Source organism: Paraprevotella xylaniphila YIT 11841 (assembly GCF_900683745.1).
Lineage (GTDB): Bacteria > Bacteroidota > Bacteroidia > Bacteroidales > Bacteroidaceae > Paraprevotella > Paraprevotella xylaniphila.
This window is the reverse complement of the sequence record NZ_LR215980.1, coordinates 3,582,945-3,602,902: the sequence shown is the minus strand read 5'-3', so window position 1 is coordinate 3,602,902 and position 19,958 is coordinate 3,582,945. Positions and strand designations below refer to the sequence as shown.

General features: G+C 52.5%; 14 protein-coding genes and 1 tRNA gene. 3 read left to right on the top strand and 12 right to left on the bottom strand.

Features of this window, described 5'->3' with window-relative positions:
* Nucleotides 1-7: 7 nt before the first annotated feature.
* From E0E47_RS15280 to E0E47_RS15260, 5 genes are all read right to left on the bottom strand, one after another.
* Entirely contained in the window at nucleotides 8-856 is an 849-nt protein-coding gene (locus E0E47_RS15280; protein WP_008629860.1) for a MotA/TolQ/ExbB proton channel family protein, read from the bottom strand.
* A 59-nt stretch (nucleotides 857-915) separates the two neighbouring features.
* Nucleotides 916-1,003 (bottom strand) — tRNA-Ser (locus E0E47_RS15275).
* Between the two features lie 149 nt (nucleotides 1,004-1,152).
* Entirely contained in the window at nucleotides 1,153-1,935 is a 783-nt protein-coding gene (locus tag E0E47_RS15270; RefSeq protein ID WP_008629858.1) for a TatD family hydrolase, read from the bottom strand.
* A gap of 19 nt (nucleotides 1,936-1,954) precedes the next feature.
* The gene (locus tag E0E47_RS15265) at nucleotides 1,955-2,938 is read right to left on the bottom strand and encodes a polyprenyl synthetase family protein (protein ID WP_130894073.1); all 984 of its coding nucleotides are present in this window, start codon (nucleotides 2,936-2,938) and stop codon (nucleotides 1,955-1,957) included.
* Nucleotides 2,939-3,001: 63 nt separating this feature from the next.
* On the bottom strand, nucleotides 3,002-3,712 hold the full coding sequence (locus E0E47_RS15260; protein ID WP_008618667.1) for an energy transducer TonB: 711 nt from the start codon (nucleotides 3,710-3,712) through the stop codon (nucleotides 3,002-3,004).
* 236 nt (nucleotides 3,713-3,948) lie between these two features.
* Between E0E47_RS15260 and porQ the strand changes: the two genes are divergently transcribed.
* The 3 genes from porQ (at nucleotide 3,949) to E0E47_RS15245 (ending at nucleotide 6,748) form a co-directional block, all read left to right on the top strand.
* A complete protein-coding gene (gene porQ / locus E0E47_RS15255; protein WP_008629851.1) occupies nucleotides 3,949-4,923 on the top strand; it encodes a type IX secretion system protein PorQ in 975 nt (324 codons plus the stop codon).
* Nucleotides 4,924-4,976: 53 nt separating this feature from the next.
* A complete protein-coding gene (cmk, locus tag E0E47_RS15250) occupies nucleotides 4,977-5,669 on the top strand; it encodes a (d)CMP kinase (protein ID WP_130894072.1) in 693 nt (230 codons plus the stop codon).
* Nucleotides 5,670-5,881: 212 nt separating this feature from the next.
* Nucleotides 5,882-6,748, top strand: coding sequence for a 4-hydroxy-3-methylbut-2-enyl diphosphate reductase (locus tag E0E47_RS15245; RefSeq protein ID WP_008629836.1), 867 nt, complete (start codon nucleotides 5,882-5,884; stop codon nucleotides 6,746-6,748).
* A gap of 91 nt (nucleotides 6,749-6,839) precedes the next feature.
* Here the strand turns inward: E0E47_RS15245 and meaB are convergent, their stop codons facing one another.
* The 7 genes from meaB to E0E47_RS15210 all read right to left on the bottom strand — a co-directional run bounded on the left by meaB (nucleotide 6,840) and on the right by E0E47_RS15210 (nucleotide 19,926).
* Nucleotides 6,840-7,937, bottom strand: coding sequence for a methylmalonyl Co-A mutase-associated GTPase MeaB (gene meaB, locus E0E47_RS15240; protein ID WP_172604720.1), 1,098 nt, complete (start codon nucleotides 7,935-7,937; stop codon nucleotides 6,840-6,842).
* A gap of 11 nt (nucleotides 7,938-7,948) precedes the next feature.
* On the bottom strand, nucleotides 7,949-9,022 hold the full coding sequence (locus E0E47_RS15235; protein ID WP_040603201.1) for a DUF1573 domain-containing protein: 1,074 nt from the start codon (nucleotides 9,020-9,022) through the stop codon (nucleotides 7,949-7,951).
* A gap of 69 nt (nucleotides 9,023-9,091) precedes the next feature.
* Nucleotides 9,092-10,108 (bottom strand): DUF4837 family protein, encoded by a 1,017-nt coding sequence (locus E0E47_RS15230; RefSeq protein ID WP_232038468.1) that lies wholly within the window; start codon nucleotides 10,106-10,108, stop codon nucleotides 9,092-9,094.
* A gap of 2 nt (nucleotides 10,109-10,110) precedes the next feature.
* Nucleotides 10,111-11,172, bottom strand: coding sequence for an esterase-like activity of phytase family protein (locus tag E0E47_RS15225; protein WP_130894070.1), 1,062 nt, complete (start codon nucleotides 11,170-11,172; stop codon nucleotides 10,111-10,113).
* A complete protein-coding gene (locus E0E47_RS15220; protein WP_130894069.1) occupies nucleotides 11,169-16,949 on the bottom strand; it encodes an alpha-2-macroglobulin family protein in 5,781 nt (1,926 codons plus the stop codon). Before E0E47_RS15220 ends, E0E47_RS15225 begins: the two co-directional genes overlap by 4 nt.
* A gap of 467 nt (nucleotides 16,950-17,416) precedes the next feature.
* Entirely contained in the window at nucleotides 17,417-18,877 is a 1,461-nt protein-coding gene (locus E0E47_RS15215; protein ID WP_130894068.1) for an aminoacyl-histidine dipeptidase, read from the bottom strand.
* A 32-nt stretch (nucleotides 18,878-18,909) separates the two neighbouring features.
* Nucleotides 18,910-19,926: a lysylphosphatidylglycerol synthase transmembrane domain-containing protein gene (locus E0E47_RS15210; RefSeq protein WP_008629817.1), complete on the bottom strand. Its 1,017-nt coding sequence runs from the start codon at nucleotides 19,924-19,926 to the stop codon at nucleotides 18,910-18,912.
* Nucleotides 19,927-19,958 lie beyond the last annotated feature (32 nt).

The following is a 19,958-nucleotide window of genomic DNA, read 5'->3' as shown; positions in this document are numbered from 1 at the left end:
TTGCTAATTATTTTTTCAAGTTATACTTCATGCACATGTCAAGCAAAGAAATAGTAGCTTCTTCCATGTTAGAAGTGATTTCCTCAATTTTGGAAAGGATATAGTTATAGAATACCTGCAATACCAATGCAACAATAATACCGAAGATAGTTGTGATCAAGGCCACTTTCATACCACCTGCAACGACTGTCGGGGAGATATCACCTGCAGCCTGAATCTGGTCGAAGGCCATCACCATACCAATCACAGTACCCAAGAACCCGAGTGACGGTGCCATTGCAATAAACAAGGTAATCCAAGAACATCCTTTTTCCAAATAACCGGCCTGCACGGCACCGTATGCCGTAATAGAACGCTCTACATCCTCCACACCGTCATCGAAACGCATTAAGCCCTGATAGCAGATAGAAGCAATAGGACCGCGAGTGTTACGGCAAATCGTCTTTGCACCTTCAACATCACCTGCATTCAGTCTTTCCTCAATCTGAGCCATCAATTTCTTAGAATCGATTTCAGCCAAGCTCAAGTAAATGATACGTTCGATGCAGAAAGCCAAACCGAACACCAAGGCTATAGCAACCAATGACATGAAGCCAGCATCACCTTCGATAAACTTCGTCTTCAATTCCTTGTGGAAGCTTTCTTCTTCTACCGGTGCAACGGTTTCTTCTGTAGCATCCATTGCCTCAACAGCCGCCGTATCTACAGCAGCCGAGTCTACAGCCGCACTGTCTACCATAGTGGCAGCCGAATCCGATTCCGCAGCAGCGGCCTCGTCAGTCTGTGCCATCATGGCCTGAGTCGCACCGAATGCAAAAACTCCAAACATCGCAATAATTGCAAATAACTTTTTCATTGTGTGTCTAATTTTTTAAGATTAATATTAATTATTATTATTTCCTCGTTTATGTTTAGCGGAGAGAGGGGGATTCGAACCCCCGATACGCTTTAGGCGTATACACGCTTTCCAGGCGTGCCTCTTCAGCCACTCGAGCATCTCTCCTTCTCAAAACGGGCGCAAGTTACAAAAAAAAACGATATGCCTCCGTTTTCGAGTACAAAAATATTCTTTTTTTTCCGGACTACCACCATACTCAGCCCAAAAAGTTCGTCTCATCCTACAAAAAGTTTAATTTTAACCTTTCGACGGCTTCATTTACGGGCGCCTGAATAAATTTTCAACGCATTTTCGTACGTTTGTCCGGCAACCGTTTCCACCGGCAAACCGTAAACTTCCGCCACTTTCACCAACGTGTGCCGGATATATGCGCTTTCGTTCCTTTTGCCCCGGCGAGGAACCGGCGACAGATAAGGAGCATCGGTTTCCAGCACCACCCGCTCTATCGGTATCTGCCGCAACACCTCCGGCAAGGCAGACTTTTTAAAAGTCAGCACACCATTGATACCTATCATGAATCCTTCGAATGAAAGCAACTCCCGCGCCTCTTCCGCCGTGCCGCCAAAGCTATGGAAAACTCCCCCAACCCCTCTCGTACGAAAAGGAGCGAGCACGTCCACCAGTTCTTTTTGTGCCGAACGGGAATGAATCATCAAAGGTAGCCCGTAGGCTAACGACCACTCCACTTGACAACGGAATGCTTCTTGTTGTTCCTTATAATAAGTACTATCCCAATAATAGTCCAATCCCACTTCGCCGATACCTATAAAAGGATGGCCGGCTTGCAGCAGTGCCTCCATACGCCCGAGCACCTCGCGATAATCTGCCCTCACTTCCGTGGGGTGAAGCCCCAACATCGGATAAAAAAAGCCCGGATGCCCCGTGCACAAGTCCAACATGGCAGGAATCGTCGACTCGTCTATGTTGGGGAGAAACACCTTTTCCACATCGTTCTGCAAGGCACGGGAAACCACCTCCTCCAAATCTCCGGCAAAAACCTCGTCAAACAAATGGGCATGCGTATCAATTATTCTCATCACCGACTTCCCCGCTCCTTCAAGACTTCCGATTCAACAAACTTTGCGCCATCTCCCACAAAGGTTCCTTCCGCTCCTCGGGTAAATTTACCTTGTCCAGAATTTCACGGGCCCGTTCATAATAAAAACGGATTTTCTCGTCACACAAGGCACGGATACCCATCTTGTCATACAATGCTGTCACTGCGGCTATCTTTTCTTCCGGCACATAAGTTCCTTCCTCTTTCTTCAGCCACTGTTCCAACCGTTCCCGGTCGGCAGGCAAAGCACGTCCCAACGCGTTAATCAGCATATAGGTCTTCTTGTTACACAGGATATCCCCTCCTATTTTCTTACCGAAAACCGCCGGGTCACCATATACGTCCAAATAATCGTCCTGCAACTGGAAAGCCAGGCCGAGGTTCTCGCCGAAACGATAAAGGAGTTCCGCATCCTGCCGGGGAGCGCCCCCCAACCATGCACCGATTTTCAGCGCACAAGCCAACAACACGGACGTTTTCAAGCGAATCATTTCTATATATTCCTCTTCGCTGACATCCGCACGAGCCTCAAATTCCATATCGTATTGCTGCCCTTCTCCGATTTCGAGGGCAGTTTCCGTAAACAAACTCATAACGTCTCCCAGATGTTCCGCCGGACACCCCTGCTGCATGTAGCGGTAAGCCATGACCAACATGGAGTCCCCGCTCAATATCGCGGCATTGTCATCCCATTTCTTATGCACGGTAGCCATGCCCCGCCGCATATCGGCCCTATCCATCAAATCATCGTGCAGCAACGTATAATTATGATAAATTTCGATGGCCACGGCTTGGGAACCGATTTCCTCAACCTTTTCCTTATACAGGTTATAAGCCATCAGCATCAATACCGGCCGGATGCGTTTTCCTCCCATCGAAAGGACGTAACGAATCGGTTCGTAGAGTTCTGCAGGCTGACGCTCGAAAGACATTCCGGCTATCTCGCCGTTAATGTAGTCTAAAACTTCTTTCCAATTATACATAGGCTATGTTTCTCACAAAAGGAGGCTGCCGTGAGCAGCCTCCTTAATATTATACATCTTATATTATTGCAATCTGAACATCACCGGCAATGAGAATTTCACACGCACCGGTTTACCTCTCTGCTTACCAGGACTCCACTTCGGCATCATCTTCAACACGCGTTCTGCTTCCTTTGACAGATAAGGATCCGGGCTGCGCACAATCTTGATATCCACAATGGAACCGTCCTTGTTCACCACGAACTGAGCGTATACACGTCCCTGAATACCTTGCTCCACACAAATAGGGGGATACTTGATGTTGTCGGACAACCACTTCATACAAGCTTCTTCACCACCGGGGAAACGAGGATTCTCCTCCACGATGTCATAAATCTGGTTTTCGTCCACTTCTTCCACCACAGGGCCTACCGGTCCCGTAGCCACGGCCGTTGTACCCGTACCCGGAGTCGTCACAATGGCTTGGTTCACTTCCTCGGAAGTTTCCACTTCCTCCTCCACCAATTCCGTTTCGTTGTCCACGATATTGATGATTTCAGCAATTTTCGGGGCCGCAGCCGGGGGGGGCGCCACCACTTCGGGCTGCTGCGTGATGGGAATCATGTCCTCCTCAATCGCCGCCGTGAATACAGGTTCCGTTTCAATAACCTTCTTGTCATGCTGTGTCCACTCGAATGCGACAAACATGGCCGAAAGAGCCAAGACAAAGCCCATCAGTAATCCGGTGCCTTTCTTGCCTTCGAGATCCGCGCTCAATGATTTTTTAATTTCCATATTATATTTAGCTTTTTACGTATTCTTCATGCAAGGGCAAAAGTAGCACATTTTTTTTATATACTCATGCGCTTCACCCCATTTTTTTTCCAATCTCACATTTTTTTTCGTTCTACACCCTAAATCGGACTTTTCCACGTTATATCTGCATAACGGTATCCCCATACGGAATTATTGCGCAAATATAATCAGATATTTCAGAAAATCCGTATCTTTGGCCACAAAATTCATTCCAGATGACGAAAAAGCTTATTTTAGCATTATATATCCTGCTTGCCGCCGCGTCACATGCCCAAGAAAGCAACTCCGTGTTCAACTTTTTGGAAATGCCCGTGTCCGCACATTCCACGGCTTTGGGCGGGCGCAACATCTCCCTGATAGAGGATGACGCGTCGCTCGTCTTCAGCAACCCCGCACTGCTCAGTTCCGTGAGCGACAAGACGCTGAATCTCAACTTCATGACTTACCTGCAAGGGTGTAACGTGGGGAGCGCGGCGTTTGTCAAGATATTGGGAGAACGTTCCACAATGGGCGTCACGGCACAATATGCCCACTACGGCACCATGGACGAAATCACGGCCGACAACGTCACCGTGGGCTCTTTCTCGGCCATGGACATGGCTTTGAGCGGAATGTATGCCTACAACCTGAACGACCGGTGGGCCGGTGGTGCCACGGGCAAGTTCATCTATTCGAAATACGGCGACTATTCGTCTGTAGCACTGGCCGTAGACTTGGGCGTAAATTACTACAACGAGAATACGGATTTCTCGTTGTCGGCCGTAGCGCGCAACCTGGGCGGACAGGTAAAAGCATTCGGTGAAATCCACGAAAAACTGCCCTTTTCCATGCAAATCGGTTTTACGAAAGGATTCGACCACGCCCCATTCCGCGTGTCCGTCACCCTCGTAGACCTGACACGATGGGACAAGGATTACTATTTCGCATCGGGCGAAGAGTTGTCTACAGGCAAGATGCTTATGAACCATCTGGCAGCGGGCGTGGATTTCCTGCCTACCGACTACATGTACCTGTCCTTAGGTTACAACTTCCGGAAAGCCAATGAAATGAAGGCGGCAGGCTCTTCCCACGCCGCCGGTCTTTGTGCCGGTGCGGGCATCCTGCTTTCCCGTTTCGGTTTCGGACTGGCATACGCCCAGTACCACCTGTCCGCCCCGTCTTTCGTCTTCAACGCGTCCTACCGCCTGTAAGGACAGACAAGTCCCCATTTCAGCTTATACATTATTATAATATACAGAACGACATGAAAAAAATCACGATTGCCATAGACGGTTTTTCCTCTTGCGGGAAAAGCACGATGGCCAAAGATTTAGCTCGCGAAATAGGCTATATTTACATTGACAGCGGTGCCATGTACCGTGCCGTCACGCTCTACTGCCTCCGGCATGGGCTATTCCACGGAGACGAGGTAGACACCGACCACCTGAAAACCGCCCTTCCGCACCTGAACATCTCTTTTAAGCTCAATCCCGAGACAGGAAGGCCGCAAACCTATCTAGACGGGGCGTTGGTGGAAGACGACATCCGTACGCTGGCCGTATCGTCCAAAGTCAGCATCGTGGCTGCACTCGATTTCGTGCGCAAGGCCATGGTCAGCCTCCAACAACAGATGGGACGGGAAAAAGGTATCGTCATGGACGGACGGGACATCGGCACGACGGTGTTCCCCGATGCCGAACTCAAAATATTCGTGACCGCCTCTCCCGAAATCCGTGCCCGACGCCGCTATGACGAATTACAGGCCAAAGGGGAAGAAGGCAGTTACGAGGAAATCCTGGAAAACGTGAAAGAACGCGACCGGATAGACACAAGCCGCACCGTAAGTCCGCTCCGTAAGGCCGACGACGCCATAGAACTGGACAACAGCCACATGACGATTTCCGAACAAAAGGAATGGCTTGCAGCCCAGTTCCGAAAAGCTACCGAAGCGGAATAAAGAGTATTCTATAAAAATATGCGAACCATTGCATACCAACAAGATAAATCTGGCTAAAAAATCTACTGAGAATGAAAAATCAATCTCCTGAGATTGAAAAATCATTCTGCTTCGATTGATTTTCCATTCGGAGCAGAACGAAACGATAACTTCAGCAAAACGGGAAAAGGGACTGTACGGCACAGTGCTTAAAACTTAAAGGATTTTTACAAATGAAGATAGAGATAGACCAAGGGTCGGGTTTCTGCTTCGGCGTGACCCGCGCCATCAACAAGGCGGAAGAAGAGTTGGCACGGGGAGCCACGCTCTACTGTCTGGGCGACATCGTGCACAACGGCAAGGAATGCGACCGCCTGAAAAAACTCGGCCTCATCACCATCGACCACGCCACGTTCTCGACCTTGCACCACGCCAAAGTGCTCTTGCGTGCCCACGGCGAGCCTCCGGCCACGTACGGGCAAGCCGAAACCAACGGGATTGAAATCATAGATGCGACCTGCCCTGTGGTACTTCACTTACAGGAACGCATCAAAAAGGAATACCAGGCGGGGGGCACGGAAAGCAAACAAATCGTCATCTACGGAAAGAACGGCCATGCCGAAGTGCTCGGTCTCGTGGGACAGACCGATGGCAAGGCCATCGTCATCGAATCGCCGGAAGAAGTGGACAAACTGGATTTCAACCGGGACATTTGCCTGTATTCGCAAACCACCAAACCGTTGGAGGGTTTCCGGAAAATCGTGGAATACATCGGCGCGCACATCTCTCCCACAGCCACCTTCCGTTACTACGACACCATTTGCCGCCAAGTGGCCAACCGCATGCCGCACATCCGCGATTTCGCCACACGCCACGATGTGATTCTCTTCGTGTGCGGCAAAAAGAGTTCCAACGGGAAGGTCTTGTATGACGAATGCCGGAGCGTGAACCCGCGCTCGTATTTGGTAGATGCCGCGTCGGAGATTGATTTCGTCTGGTTGGAGGACTGCCGTTCGGTAGGCATCTGCGGGGCCACGTCCACTCCGAAGTGGCTGATGGAGGAATGCGCCGAAGCCATCCGGAAGCGGATGCAACCGTAAACAGACAGGACGGGGCTTCCTGTCCATAATAAAAACAGCCGGGACGGATGCCACACATCTGTCCCGGCTGTTTTCTACGCGCCATCTCCGCTCACCGGAGCGAGGCGAAATATTCATCGAGCAACTGTTTGGCTGCCACGAAAGAGGTTTGCCGTCCCGACAACACCATGGCTTCGGCTTCGGCCAGACGGGATACAATTTGTCCGTTCTGGAAAAAACTGTTGCGCAACTGCTCGTTGATGGTCTCATACATCCAGTATTTGGACTGCTCGTTGCGCCGGTGTTCAAAATATCCGTTCCCTTTCACAAAATCCATATAGCGGTACACCATGTCCCAAATCTCCTTCACGCCCAAATTGTAAAAGCCGGAATAGGTCAGCACTTGTGGTGTCCACCCGCTTTCAGGAGCCGGGAACAGGTGCAACGCATTGCGGAACTGCGTAGCGGCCAACTGGCACTTGTCCACGTTGTTCCCGTCGCATTTGTTGATGACGATGCCGTCGGCCATCTCCATGATCCCGCGTTTGATGCCTTGCAACTCATCTCCCGTACCGGCCAACTGGATGAGCAGGAAGAAGTCTACCATGGAATGACAGGCCGTTTCGCTCTGTCCCACGCCCACCGTCTCCACGAAAATCTTGTCGAAACCGGCGGCCTCGCACAGGATGATCGTCTCACGCGTCTTGCGGGCCACGCCACCTAACGAACCGGCCGAGGGACTGGGACGGATAAAAGAGTCAGGATGCACGGCCAGTTTCTCCATACGGGTCTTGTCGCCCAAAATGCTCCCTTTGCTTCGCTCGCTGCTCGGATCGATGGCCAACACGGCCAATTTGCCTCCGTACTCCTGCAACACATGGATACCGAAAGCGTCGATACTCGTACTTTTCCCGGCACCGGGCACCCCGCTGATGCCCACGCGAATGGAACGCCCGGCATGGGGCAGGCACTTTTCTATCACTTCCTGCGCCACGGCCTGATGGGCGGGGTTCGTACTTTCTACCAACGTCACGGCCCGGCCGAGCACCGTCACGTCCCCTTTCAGGATGCCTTCCACATAATCCCCTGCCGACATCTGCTGATGCCGGTACCGGCCACGCTTCAGGTAGGGGTTCACAATCGAAGGTTGGGCTACGCCGCTGTTCACGGTCAGCCCCTTATATTCCGCACTGTTCTCAGGATGTTCCATAGCCGTCATCTTTATTGCTTCACGTTTACGGTAATAATCTCTTTCGAGCGGGCCGGGTCGTTCGTAATCAACAACACGCGCGGGCTGCTCTTCACTTTATTCAGATATTTAGCCAACACCGTGACTTTCAGCTTCGCCGTCTCGCCCGGCTCGATATTCCGGTCGCTCAACCCCACAGCCAAAGCCTTATTGAAGACTTGCAAAGTCCGGATTTCGAGCGTACGCTTGCCCTTATTGCTCACAAGGACTGTCATAGACTTCTTGCGCTTCCGTCCCAGTTCGCCCATGTCCAATGTGTCGGCGGAAAGCTCCATGTGAGGTGCCTGTTCCCTGTCTTTCGCCGACAAGGACGAAAAGTCGGGCAACAACACGGAAGAAACCGTAATCTCATTGTCTTCCGACACTTTGTCGCCCACCTTACGGGCCAAGTAGATGGAAGTCTGCGTCAACCCCATCTGATGCAACTTCTCACTGTCCAACGTAAGCATAATCTTGCCGATACGCCCGCCGCTCAACGTCTCCGGGAAATACTGTGCCGAGAGATAAGACGGCAAGTGCATCAGGTAAGGCTTGTAGCTCTTGCGGCCTAAATTGACGATTTGCAGTTCCACCATCGGATGGTCTCCTCGGTTCACGTTGTCAAATTCTATATTATTGATATTCAATCGCACATTACCCAAATCGATGGGAAAAGAGCCTGAATAGTCGGACAGTTTAGACACCACGCGCCCTTGTATATGCAGATAAACCGGCTCGTCCGAAGCATTGGTGTACACCTCAAGGTCTTTCTGGAAAACGCCTAGCATCTTGGCGTCATATACCGCCGTAATCGTACCTTCCGCTCCGGGAGCTATCAGCTCGCGCGTCCAGTCCACGGCCGTACAGCCGCATGAAGGGATGACTTCCGTGATACTCAACGGGTCAGTCCCCGTGTTGCGCAACGTAAAGTTTACTTTAGAAGGCAGTTGAAACATAATCTCACCCATGTTGGCCACATCGCGGTCTATGGCAAGCCGGGGTTGTGCCCACACGGCTCCCGCCAGTATCATTCCCCAAACGCTCAGGAAGGTTCTTTTCACAGACATATTCGTACTTTCATTTTGAGACAAAGATAAGAAAAACGGCCCCATCCCACAAGGAAGGAACCGTTTTTTTCAAGGTTTCACCGGAGCTAACGTACGCAAGGCGGCTTCCATACGGCGCACCAGGTCGCGTTTGTTCGTATCGGGCGAATAAATAAACCCTTCCGTCACCAACAAACGCCCCTGCGCAGAGTCGGGATATGCCAACGACACGAAAGGACCGCCGAGCGCCCCTTTGCGCATCTCCCACAGACCGCGCATCTCATATACCTGACGCCCGTCGGCCAACTGAACAGACCGTTGTACCACCAACGGTTCGCCGTTTTCACGTGTGGTGGTCATCCAGTTCTCGGGTGTCGAACCGGGAATATTCCGTTTCATGACCGAATCACGCAGATCTACCCACCGTTTGGTCAACAACATGCTGCTGTCTGCCAACGGAAGACTGTAGCACACATAGTTCATGTCTTGTGTCTGACGGTCTGACGAAGCCCAGATAAACTGTTCCCCTTTTTTGACCTTGGCGATATCTGCCGGCACCTTCACCGTATAGCCGAAAAGTTCCCGCGACGCGTCATCCACAACCTTGCTGTACTTTTTCTTCAAACGCGCTACTTCCCACTGCATTTCCGAAGCAAGGAACAAATCGGTTATCTGCTCCCGATGGGTCATCAGAAAACGGTTGAGCGAAGCCGCATCCCGCGCCTTGATGTTCACATAAGTCTGCGGTACGGCTTTCACATTATACGCCACTCCCATTTCCACCCCATCGGCTTGAGGGTCCTCACGCACCTCGATGATATTACGCATCGTGGAGTATTGCCCCGAATAATTTTCCGGGAATATCCGCATCATCCGGAACATGGGTTCGTACTGCGACAAGCCGGGCACACTGCCTTTCAGCACATCTTCCAACGAATCACGGGCACTCGTTTTCCAAAGCGAAGCATCTACAATCAGCAACAACTCCCCGGGCAGTCCCTTGGATGGCCCCAACGGGGCTTTCTTTTCTCCACCGCCACAGGCGAAACACATACACGCCACGCAAAGTGCTAAAATCCCTTGCCTCCAAAAACTTTTCTTCTTCATATTCATTTTACTTTAGGCGAGACACAGACGCGAATCCAATCCCGCAAATGACACAATCTGTTTCCATAACCACCCTGCGAATCGCTCACGAGCAGCCACGTACGCCGTCCGTCGGCCAGACGGCTTCCTTCGCACAGACCTTCGTAATTGGCCAATTTCGGCCTGACCAAGCGCATGCGGGTAGAAAAAGCCGCAACCGGTTCCTTTTTCAAAGCGTAACCGGATAACCGTTCCGACGGGGGCTTTTCCGGAAGTGCCGTTCCTGAACCGGGTACGACCTCATAAATCTTCATCAGGGTACGGGCTTTCAACCGCCTCTCCGGTACATTGAATTCCCGCTCCATCACCCATAAGCGTCCGCCTTCCTGCGGCCAGATCGCGACCACCCCGAAAGCATATTGTTCTCCTTTGGCCTCCGACACGGGCATGTCCAACGGATAAGCATACGATGCACGCGGCAGCCCGTCACGCCCGAAACTCTGCAAACGAAGGTAAACGCCATGCCCCGCACCGGGTTCAGCCACCCTGCCATCGACCTTCAAGGCATTCTCGGTCACGGTCCAGAAAGTTTCGGACTCACGGTCGTAACCCAAAGCTTCGAAACCATAATTCGGCGTAATGGCCGACCGCCCCAATGCCGGAGGGACAGCCAATTCCCGATGTGCCGGTGCGCCGTCCGTCCGATAGGCCACAATACGTTGGTCGGCTTCTCCGCTTACCCACACCAAAGAATCTTCCGGCACGAAAGCCACACCCTCCGCATCCCTTCCACCTTTCAAAGCGGAATCCGTTCCACGGAATCCTTCATTCACCACCTCGGTCACTTGTCCCGTCCGTTCATCCTGTACGATACGGAACACAAAGAACCCGTCCCGTGTCTCCTTGTCGCTCACCACGGCATAGTGCCCGTCTCCTATCGGCGTAATCCCGCTGTAATTCCCCGGCCGAATGTTCCACTGTCCCAAATCTTTCGGTTTCAAGAGTTCCACTTGCTGAGCCACCGCATATCCTGCGGAGAGCCACAGCATCACCATACCGAATATGACATTCAATACATATTTCATTTGCTTACCTCCAATACCGTTCCTGCCCCGTATGCACTGAACTCGGGTGCATACACCCCGTTCAGCTTCACCGCACCGAGGGCATAACGTCCGGCACGCTCCACGTAGCATTCCGCCTCTATCACGTAAGTCCCCTTGGGCAAACGCTCGAAGAAATAGTTCGTCGAAGCGTCCTTCACCTCCTTATAATATCCCAAACCATTGCGGTATTCATAGCCCGAACGGGAGTCCACAGGTTCCAGACAAGCCGCGCGGCCCGCTTTCAGGCGGACGTACTCATAGTCGCGGTCGGACGTGAGCACGTAACGGAGCGTCACGCGGTCGCCCACCCGGGGACGATCATTGTCCACTTCCTGGCGAATGCGAAGACCCGAAGCGGAACTGCCGACCTCGGACAACGGCAAACGGTATTGCGCATACACCGCACCCCAAGCGGACGGACGGTCTCCCGCCTTTTCCACTTTCAACAAACCGGCACCTTTCGACAGTTCACGGCCTTCCACCGTAGCCGTCACCGTACCCAAACCGGCCAACTTGCTTTCCGAAGATTTCAATATGGCTAGCTCTTCACCCTTCGGGCTTTCCAACCGGACCACATCATTCGAGCGCAAGACCAAATCCCGTTTTTGCCCTTGCATCAAGGCATACACGGCGTCCATGCTGCTCGTAGTAGTCCCCCAGGCCTGCAAACGCTTCTGCGATAACAGCCAGCGGCACATTCCCTCTTGTTCCTTTTCATCCGCGTTTCCCGGCGCTGATAATGCTTCCATCAACAATGTATGCACCGCAATCTTCCGGTCGGAACCCACAAAGCCGTTGGAAGGGTATTCAAGGTGCAACCCTTCTGCCCCGTCCACCAAATGTTCACGCAAAGAACGTACCAGTCCGGCGGCGGCATCAGCCTTGCCCATATAGCGCAATACGATGACGGCCTGGGCGGTTTCGGTAAGAGAAAGCCTGTCACTATCCCCCGCCATCCGTCGTTTTCCGTCAGCCTCTCTTTGTTCCACACAATCCAGTATACGGCTTTGCATATATCCCAAATCTTTACGGACAGATGCATCAAACCAAGTCACGTCGCTCAGGCTTGCCAAATAGAGGTAATCCAACCAATAGGAACCTCCGTACGCATGGATTTTATGCTCGCGCAGGCTTTCCTTGTCCCTGATAATTTCTTCGTGTGCCTTGCCCATCAAATAAACCATCATCTTCTTCACGTCCACATACTGCGCCAAGAGGCTGTCTGTCTTTACGCCCGCCCCGCTCCGGAGCAACAGACAAGCCACACGCTCTGTCAGCCATGCGTTGCCGGACATCCCCTTGAACCAACCGAACGAACCATCACCGCGCTGCAACTTGCCCAAAGCCTCGGCAAACCGGCGACGCAGGTCAGCCTGACGGTTGGCATCAAACAACTGTTGCAAAGCCGGCAACCGCTGCGTCTCCATCTCGGCATCAGCCACCCAAGGTGTTTCTTCCAACACGATGCCGGTCAGGTCTTCCCCGCCAGACAAAGGACTTTTGAGCTCTTCACCCGCCTCGCGTTGCCAAAGTTCCACCGCCGTTTTCACTTGTGGATACCGTGCGGCCAATGTAGAGGAAAGCGTGGAAGCATAATAGGCCGCACCCAATGAGAGCACATCATCCGTCCGTGGCTCCAACACGGAAGGCAGGGCCTGCACGGCATACCACAAGGGATTGGCCGTATATTCCACCGTCAGACAGCGGTGCTCCGCCTCAGGATGGTTGCCTTGGAACAAACCGCCGAGCCGTATCACCGTATCCCCCTCGTGCGACACCACGAAAGGCTGGGTCTGCGTCAGCCATTCCTTGTCCTCCAAAATAGGAAGATAACGCTGTTCCCCGTCTGCATGCTCCCCGGCTTCGAAGATTATGCGACAAGCCGGCAAGGACACACTGCCTGAAGGCGTGTAGGCAAAAGACACCACCGTATCCGATTCCGCCTCCATCTCCACCTTCACCGTCTCTTTCCAAAGGCCCTCTCCCGTAGCCGGGTCGAACACTTCCATCGTGGCCTTGCCTTCCAACGTTTTCCCGGTCAAGTTGAACAACGTGGCCGAAAGCGTGGCACGATCGCCCATCCGCACGAAGCGCGGCAAGCTGAGTTGGGCCATCACCTCTTTGGCGGCTACCACCTCGTCCGTCAACAAGCCCGCCATCATGTCTTTCGTATGGGCCAAAGCCATGAATTTCCACGTCGTCAGGCTTTCGGGCAAAGTGAAGCGCAAGGTCACCACGCCGCTCGTGTCTGTCATCAAACGGGGATAGAAAAAGGCTGTTTCATTCAGGTTCTCACGAATTACCACGTCTTGCGACACTCCGTCTGCCGCAACACCGTCCGCTGTTTTTTTCATGGCTGACATCGCCACGGGTGCGTGCAGCACAGGAGGTTCCGCAAGTGCAACTTCTGCCTCGGCTGCCTGCGCCCCGTACGCCATATCCAACCCGGCAATCCTACCGCTACCCGGAGACATGCCCACCACTACAGTATTATCCGTAATATTGAGCACTTCTTCAACCGTACGGAGACCGCCCCACGCCAACATCGCCGGATTAAAATAGTCGAACCGCAAAGGTTTAGAAACCGTGTAAGGGACACGTGCAGCATACGCAATATAATTGCTGCCGAACCAATTCGTCATACCCATCCTGACAGAAGGCAACGAGGGAAAGAAATGTTGGTAAAAATTCCAGCCATGCGGCTTGATGGCATCCAAGGAGGTATCATACAGTGTAGCCATCAGCTGTGCCGGAGCAGGCCGCCCATCGGGCAATGTGACCCGGAGCCGCCATGTTTCTTCCGTACCCGGCTGCAGACGGTCGCGGAACGATGTCCACGCAAGACGCAACTTCCGTTCAGGACACGGACGGACAAGCCGCACTTCCCTTGTCGAACAACGTCCGTCCCGCACCAAATAAAACACAGCCTGCATCCCGTCTGCCCCATCTGGCACGGACGGATAAGTGAAGTCCATGATGGTATCGGACACAGAATAAACCTTTTCCTCCAAAATACGGTCTTCACAGAACAACATGTAATATAGCGTGACACTGTCGGCCGCCGTACCCACCATCAGACGGGCAGGTTTATCCGGACGGACGGTGTCGTTCACGCAATAGAACCAAAGGTTATCATCGTTGCCCGGACGACGGTCCGACAGGCTGAAAAGTTTGAACGTGTAGGAGGTTTCCACCGTGTCACCTTCTGCCACAGCCCGTACCACCCATCCGTAATCCGCAGAAGGAAGAGCTGACAACTCCGCAATCCGCACCTCGCGGTTGGCAGGCAGACAGATACCCGACAACACTTTCTTCGTCAGTCGGTGTTTCTCCGACAAGAAGAGGTCGGCGGTCACTTCCACTGGTCCCGTATAAAGGGCACCCGCAGCCGTACGCACCCTTGCCGTAAAAGCAGGCAGGCTGTCTTTCACGCACGGTAATGCCCCCTCCAACGCAAGTTCCAATCCCTCCTTGGTCAAAGGGAATCCAATTTTGGCCGACTGCGTCTCGCCAGATGCAGACGTGACCGACACTTCCACCATCTGGCGCAGCCCCCAACTACCCCATGACTCTTCAGTCTCACGCACCGGAACACGCAACATGAACTGCCCGTCTTCACCGGTATAAACCGTATCGAGCGGAAGCTCCTTTTCCCCGTCGACCACCCGATAGAGGGCACGAACGACGAAAGATGTGGCCGACACCCGTGCATGCCGCAAGGGAACCCCATTGTAGTTCATGGCCATACCCATCAGGCTTACCGTGTCGCCCGGGACGAAGTGTTCGCCCACCTCGTCCAAATGCACCTCAAAGGTGGGACGCTTGTATACCTCTACCCTGAAATCCGTATGTCCCCATTCTGTACGTATGAAATAACGCCCGGAAAGTCCGGTCGTTGGCAAAGTGAAAGTGCCCGAAAACGTACCGAAAGCATCGCTCTCCACTTTTTGTTCCGCCACGGCCTTCCCATTCGGGTCGTGCAATTCCAACACCACCTTACGCCCTTGCACGGTATGGCTTTCAGCCTGTCGCTCATTGTAACACAGTCCACCCACATACACCGTCTGTCCGGGGCGGTACACCGCCCTGTCTGTGTACAAACGCTCCCGCACCTGTTCCCGTTCTTCTTTGTGGAAAGGCATCCGGAAACGCTCCTGCCAAGGTTGGGCATAACGGTCATCCCCTTTACGAGCCTTTATCGTCAGGCCGTAATGCCCTATATGGTTCCGGATATAAGCGGCATCGCGCCAACGGGCTTTTCCCTCGGCATCCGTCAAAGCGGTATGCAACAGCGTGTCACGATAGTACCATTCCACCGTGGCCGATGGCACGGGCCGCCCCGTACATCCCTCCACTACCGTGCAAAGGCTAGTGCTGTCCGGCAAGAAACCGCCCACCAATAACAAACGTGATGACTTCACCCCGTGGATTTGGGAGGGTTGCAATGTTTCTTGTCCATCCGCTTTTGCGACTATCATATAGTAGCCCACACCGGGAACACGCAAATCGAAAGTATCTGTCACGGCCTCGTATGGAGCATACGCCTTCCATGCCAGGCGTTCTGTCTTCCGCAATCGTCCATACCGTTTCAAGTAAGCCAAGCGGTCGCTCCTATACTTCTTTTCCACCTTATCCCAATCAGGTTCTCCCTCTGGCAACAGGTACCAACTTAACTCCACTCCGGACACATTGCGGTGTTCCACTCGTGCTTCGTAACCCATGTCGGGGTTCACGCTTTCAGACATCCGGAAACGCATTTCCGGTGCTTCCAGTCTTTTCCGGTGATTCAGTAGTTCCTTCGAACGTGGATAAGCCTTATATCTTTCATAGCCTTCTTCTATCCATTGCACTTTCAGGCGCGGACTGACCTCCAAATCGAGCATGCACAGATAAATTTCTGCCGCCAACGGCAAATCACCGAAATGGGCGAGCATCCGCTCGTACGCCTTATACGTTCCGGTTTGCAGCACTTCCCGTTCGCGCCTTGCCACACCGTCAGGGTCATGCTCCGCCACACCTCCATTCGACACACGTGCCACATGTCCGATAGAGTCTAACATCACCAACAATTCCGCCTCACGGTTTCCATTCTTACGATAGACAGCGAGCATTTGTCCATACACGTCCTTGTCTACATCTTCTATCGCAACGGTCCTGTACCGTTTCATAGCCACTGCCCGCCTCCCGATGACATTCAGCAAATCCCCGCCGAAGTAACCGGCATCCTTCCCTTTTTCCACAAAAGGCATGTAGTCGGCGGCTTTGGCCGCTGCCAACAAGTCCGGACGAGCCATGGACAGTTGGTAATTCTCCGATGCAACCTTCATAAACTGCTCCCGCGACCACTCGCGGATGCTGTCGGGATGGGCATCCGTACGGTCGCTGTAATTCCGGTTACGGCCTGCATTGTCTTCATACAATTCTCCCAACACGGAGGCCAGCACCGCCCGTTGAACCTCGTCGGTGGTCTGCCGTTTGAGCCGCTCCAGTTTCATGATGTCGGAATAAAAGCTATCGGGCACGATGTCCTGACGGAGCTTGCAACCGTAGAGCAAAGCTGCCATCTGCTGACCTTTTTGCCTCTCTTTGTCTGCCTTGGCGGCTATCTGTTCCACAACCTTATAAGCAGATTTCGGCAAATCTTGTCTTTCATATTTTTCCACTTGTTTCCATAAATCATCGAAACCCGCAGCCGGGCACCCTGTTCCGAAACAAAGGAACATCACGCATATACTCCATAAGATTTTTTGCTTCATAGTTATTTCTTTTGGTTTTTAGTTCTGATTCATGCAAATAACGGCATTCTTCTTGAAAAATGAAACTATTCAACGTTATAATATTCTAAAAACCATACATCACAGACCAACTGGTTCTCCAATTCACCCATACCCAAAGCCCAAAAACCTGAAAATCCACGACAAAACGAGAAGTGAGGAAGTGGTAAAATCGTTCTGCGCCAAACGAAAAATCAGTCTCCTTTGATTGATTTTTCGTTTGGCGCAGATTGATTATCGAATCTAAGGAGAACTTTTTAATGCATTCAACCAACTAAAAAACAGCTGTTTACAGATACACGTAAGAATAACAAGAAATCCGGACAAAGCGATGCAGACATCCGCTCCGCAACATGCCCCCGTAATCTCCAAAGCCCATCATGGCCGCATGGAAAAAGGGAACATGCCCGCACGACACATCCCCTTTCCCTATGCAAAATTCCGCTTATTTACGCCTTCTCCGGTATCCGGCGGAGCAACTCCTTCAGGAAATCCCAGAACTTGGTCACCGACGGGATGTGGCAACGCTCATCCGGCGTATGCGGCGAACGGAGCGTAGGACCGAAACTTACCAAGTCCATATCGGGATATACTTCCCCGATAAGACTGCACTCCAAACCGGCATGCACGACCTGTACCAACGCCTCTTCGCCAAACATCTCCTTATAGATTTCCACCATCTGCGCCGTAATCTGCGAATCGAAGTTAGGCTGCCATGCCCCGTAACGACCGCTGAATTCCACCTTCATGCCCGCCATGTTGAAGCAGCTTTCCAACATGGTCCCGACATAGTCCATCATGCTCTCGCTCGAACTGCGTGCCAGAACCAGCACTTCCGCACGTTCCGGTGTCACATTGACAATTGCCAGGTTGGACGAAGTCTCCACGATGTGCGGAATGGAGGGGATGTAGCGAAGTACGCCGTCATGACAAGCCATAATGGCATCCAACACATTGTCCTGAATGTCTTCCGGCACCTGAACCGCAGGCATATCCACGCGCTCCATCGTCATCACGATGTGCTCTTCCACGCCACGGTATTCTTCGGCAAACATGTCCGCACAATAATCCACCAGTCCTTGCAACTCATCCACATCATCCGCCGGTACCGTCACTACAGCTTCGCTCTCACGAGGTATGGCGTTACGCATGTTGCCGCCTTTCCACGAAGCCAACCGTGCTTCGTTCTCGCGGATGGCCATGTTCAGGAACCTCGCCATCAGTTTGTTGGCATTGGCACGGTTCTCGCAAATCTCCAAGCCGGAATGTCCGCCGCGCAACCCTTTGACCGTCACCTTGACCGCCACGTCTGCCGGGTCTGCCTCCACGGCTTTATAAGCAATCGATGCCGTCACGTTCACTCCTCCGGCACTTCCTACCACAAATTCGCCCATCGTCTCATTGTCGAAGTTCAGCAGGATGTCGCCCGTCAACGTGTCGGACGCAAGATGGTTGACCCCGTACATGCAAGTTTCCTCGTCGGCTGTAATCAATGCCTCCAACGGGCCGTGCTCCAGGCTCTCGTCTTCCATCACGGCCATGATGGCCGCCACGCCCATTCCGTCGTCCGAGCCCAAGGTCGTCCCCTTGGCTTTCACCCACTCGCCGTCGATATAGGTTTCAATGGGGTCGGTCTCAAAATTATGCCGGCTCTCTGCCGTTTTCTGCGGCACCATGTCCATGTGGGCCTGCATGACGGCTTTCTTACGGTTCTCCATGCCCGGTGTGGCAGGTTTGCGCATGACGATGTTTTCGCCACCGTCTTTGAAAGCCTCGATACCATGGGCTGCCGCCCAATCCAACAGGAATTGCTGTACTTTTTCCAAATGTCCTGACGGACGCGGAACCTGTGTCAATGCATGGAAATTCTTCCATACCACCTGCGGTTCCAAGTTCTTAATCTCGTTCATAACAACCTATTATTATGGTTTGACAATCTGATTTAATTTCTTCCACCCCCTGCTTCCTCCTGGCCTATCCGACGGGTAAAAGCCAATGCCCCGGCAGCATAGAAGCCCAACAACATGACAAGCAAGGTCTGCAACGTATGCACGATGAGCACGAACACGACAGCATCCGGCTCACATACGCCGTAGAGCACCAAAATGGTTTTCACCGCAAAATGCCACGGCCCGGCACCATTCGGCGTGGGTACCAAGACGGCAAACGTGCCGACCACGAAAGCTATCAAGGCGGCCATAGCCCCCAACCCCGAAGTATAGGAAAAACAATAAAAAGTCAAATAGAAATGCAGGAAATAGGCAAGCCATATCCCCAAGGAATACATTATATATATAGGTATATGGCGGACATTGCGCAAAGAAAACACTCCGTCCACAATATTGCGAAGCAAATTGCGGGTATGGTTGAACCACGCCAACCGCCTGGCCAAAACGGCAAGAAACACCAACACGACCAACAAACAAGCTGCCGTGACCCAATAACCGGCTGCAGAAAAGCGTCCGGCCAGTTCTTCAAAACTTACTCCCGTCTCGGCAAAGAACACCATGAACACCTTGACCTGCAGCAAGACTGCCAAAGCAGCCAATAACAAGATCAACAGGGAATCCACCATGCGCTCCGTCACCACCGTCCCCAAGGATTTCGTAAAAGAAGTGCCGTCGTACTTCTTCAATACACCGCAACGCAAGACCTCCCCCACCCGGGGCACCACAAGACTGGAAGCGTATGAAAGAAACACGGCATGCACGCACGAAGACAAACGCGGACGTTCTCCCAACGGAGCCAATGCCTGCCTCCAACGCACGGCACGCAACACCTGCGCCAACACACCGAAAGGCATGGAAAGCCACATCCACGTCCAATCCATCCCGTCGTTCAAAGCCTCCCACAGCCCGTTCCAGTCGAAATCACGGTACATCCACCACAAAATCAAGCCTCCCAACGCCAAGGGGAAGGCTATTTTTAACGCATGACGAATGATCTTAGAAGTTTCCAATGCCGTCTATGTCTATTTTTGATTACCTTTGT

What these genes read in the sequence shown, in the direction of transcription:
- E0E47_RS15260 (WP_008618667.1), bottom strand. Translation starts at nt 3,712, where the DNA reads ATGGAAATTAAAAAATCATTGAGCGCGGATCTCGAAGGCAAGAAAGGC.
- E0E47_RS15220 (WP_130894069.1), bottom strand. Translation starts at nt 16,949, where the DNA reads ATGAAGCAAAAAATCTTATGGAGTATATGCGTGATGTTCCTTTGTTTC.
- E0E47_RS15215 (WP_130894068.1), bottom strand. Translation starts at nt 18,877, where the DNA reads ATGAACGAGATTAAGAACTTGGAACCGCAGGTGGTATGGAAGAATTTC.
- E0E47_RS15245 (WP_008629836.1), top strand. Translation starts at nt 5,882, where the DNA reads ATGAAGATAGAGATAGACCAAGGGTCGGGTTTCTGCTTCGGCGTGACC.
- E0E47_RS15230 (WP_232038468.1), bottom strand. Translation starts at nt 10,108, where the DNA reads ATGAAGAAGAAAAGTTTTTGGAGGCAAGGGATTTTAGCACTTTGCGTG.
- E0E47_RS15270 (WP_008629858.1), bottom strand. Translation starts at nt 1,935, where the DNA reads ATGAGAATAATTGATACGCATGCCCATTTGTTTGACGAGGTTTTTGCC.
- porQ (WP_008629851.1), top strand. Translation starts at nt 3,949, where the DNA reads ATGACGAAAAAGCTTATTTTAGCATTATATATCCTGCTTGCCGCCGCG.
- E0E47_RS15265 (WP_130894073.1), bottom strand. Translation starts at nt 2,938, where the DNA reads ATGTATAATTGGAAAGAAGTTTTAGACTACATTAACGGCGAGATAGCC.
- E0E47_RS15235 (WP_040603201.1), bottom strand. Translation starts at nt 9,022, where the DNA reads ATGTCTGTGAAAAGAACCTTCCTGAGCGTTTGGGGAATGATACTGGCG.
- E0E47_RS15280 (WP_008629860.1), bottom strand. Translation starts at nt 856, where the DNA reads ATGAAAAAGTTATTTGCAATTATTGCGATGTTTGGAGTTTTTGCATTC.
- meaB (WP_172604720.1), bottom strand. Translation starts at nt 7,937, where the DNA reads ATGGAACATCCTGAGAACAGTGCGGAATATAAGGGGCTGACCGTGAAC.
- E0E47_RS15225 (WP_130894070.1), bottom strand. Translation starts at nt 11,172, where the DNA reads ATGAAATATGTATTGAATGTCATATTCGGTATGGTGATGCTGTGGCTC.
- cmk (WP_130894072.1), top strand. Translation starts at nt 4,977, where the DNA reads ATGAAAAAAATCACGATTGCCATAGACGGTTTTTCCTCTTGCGGGAAA.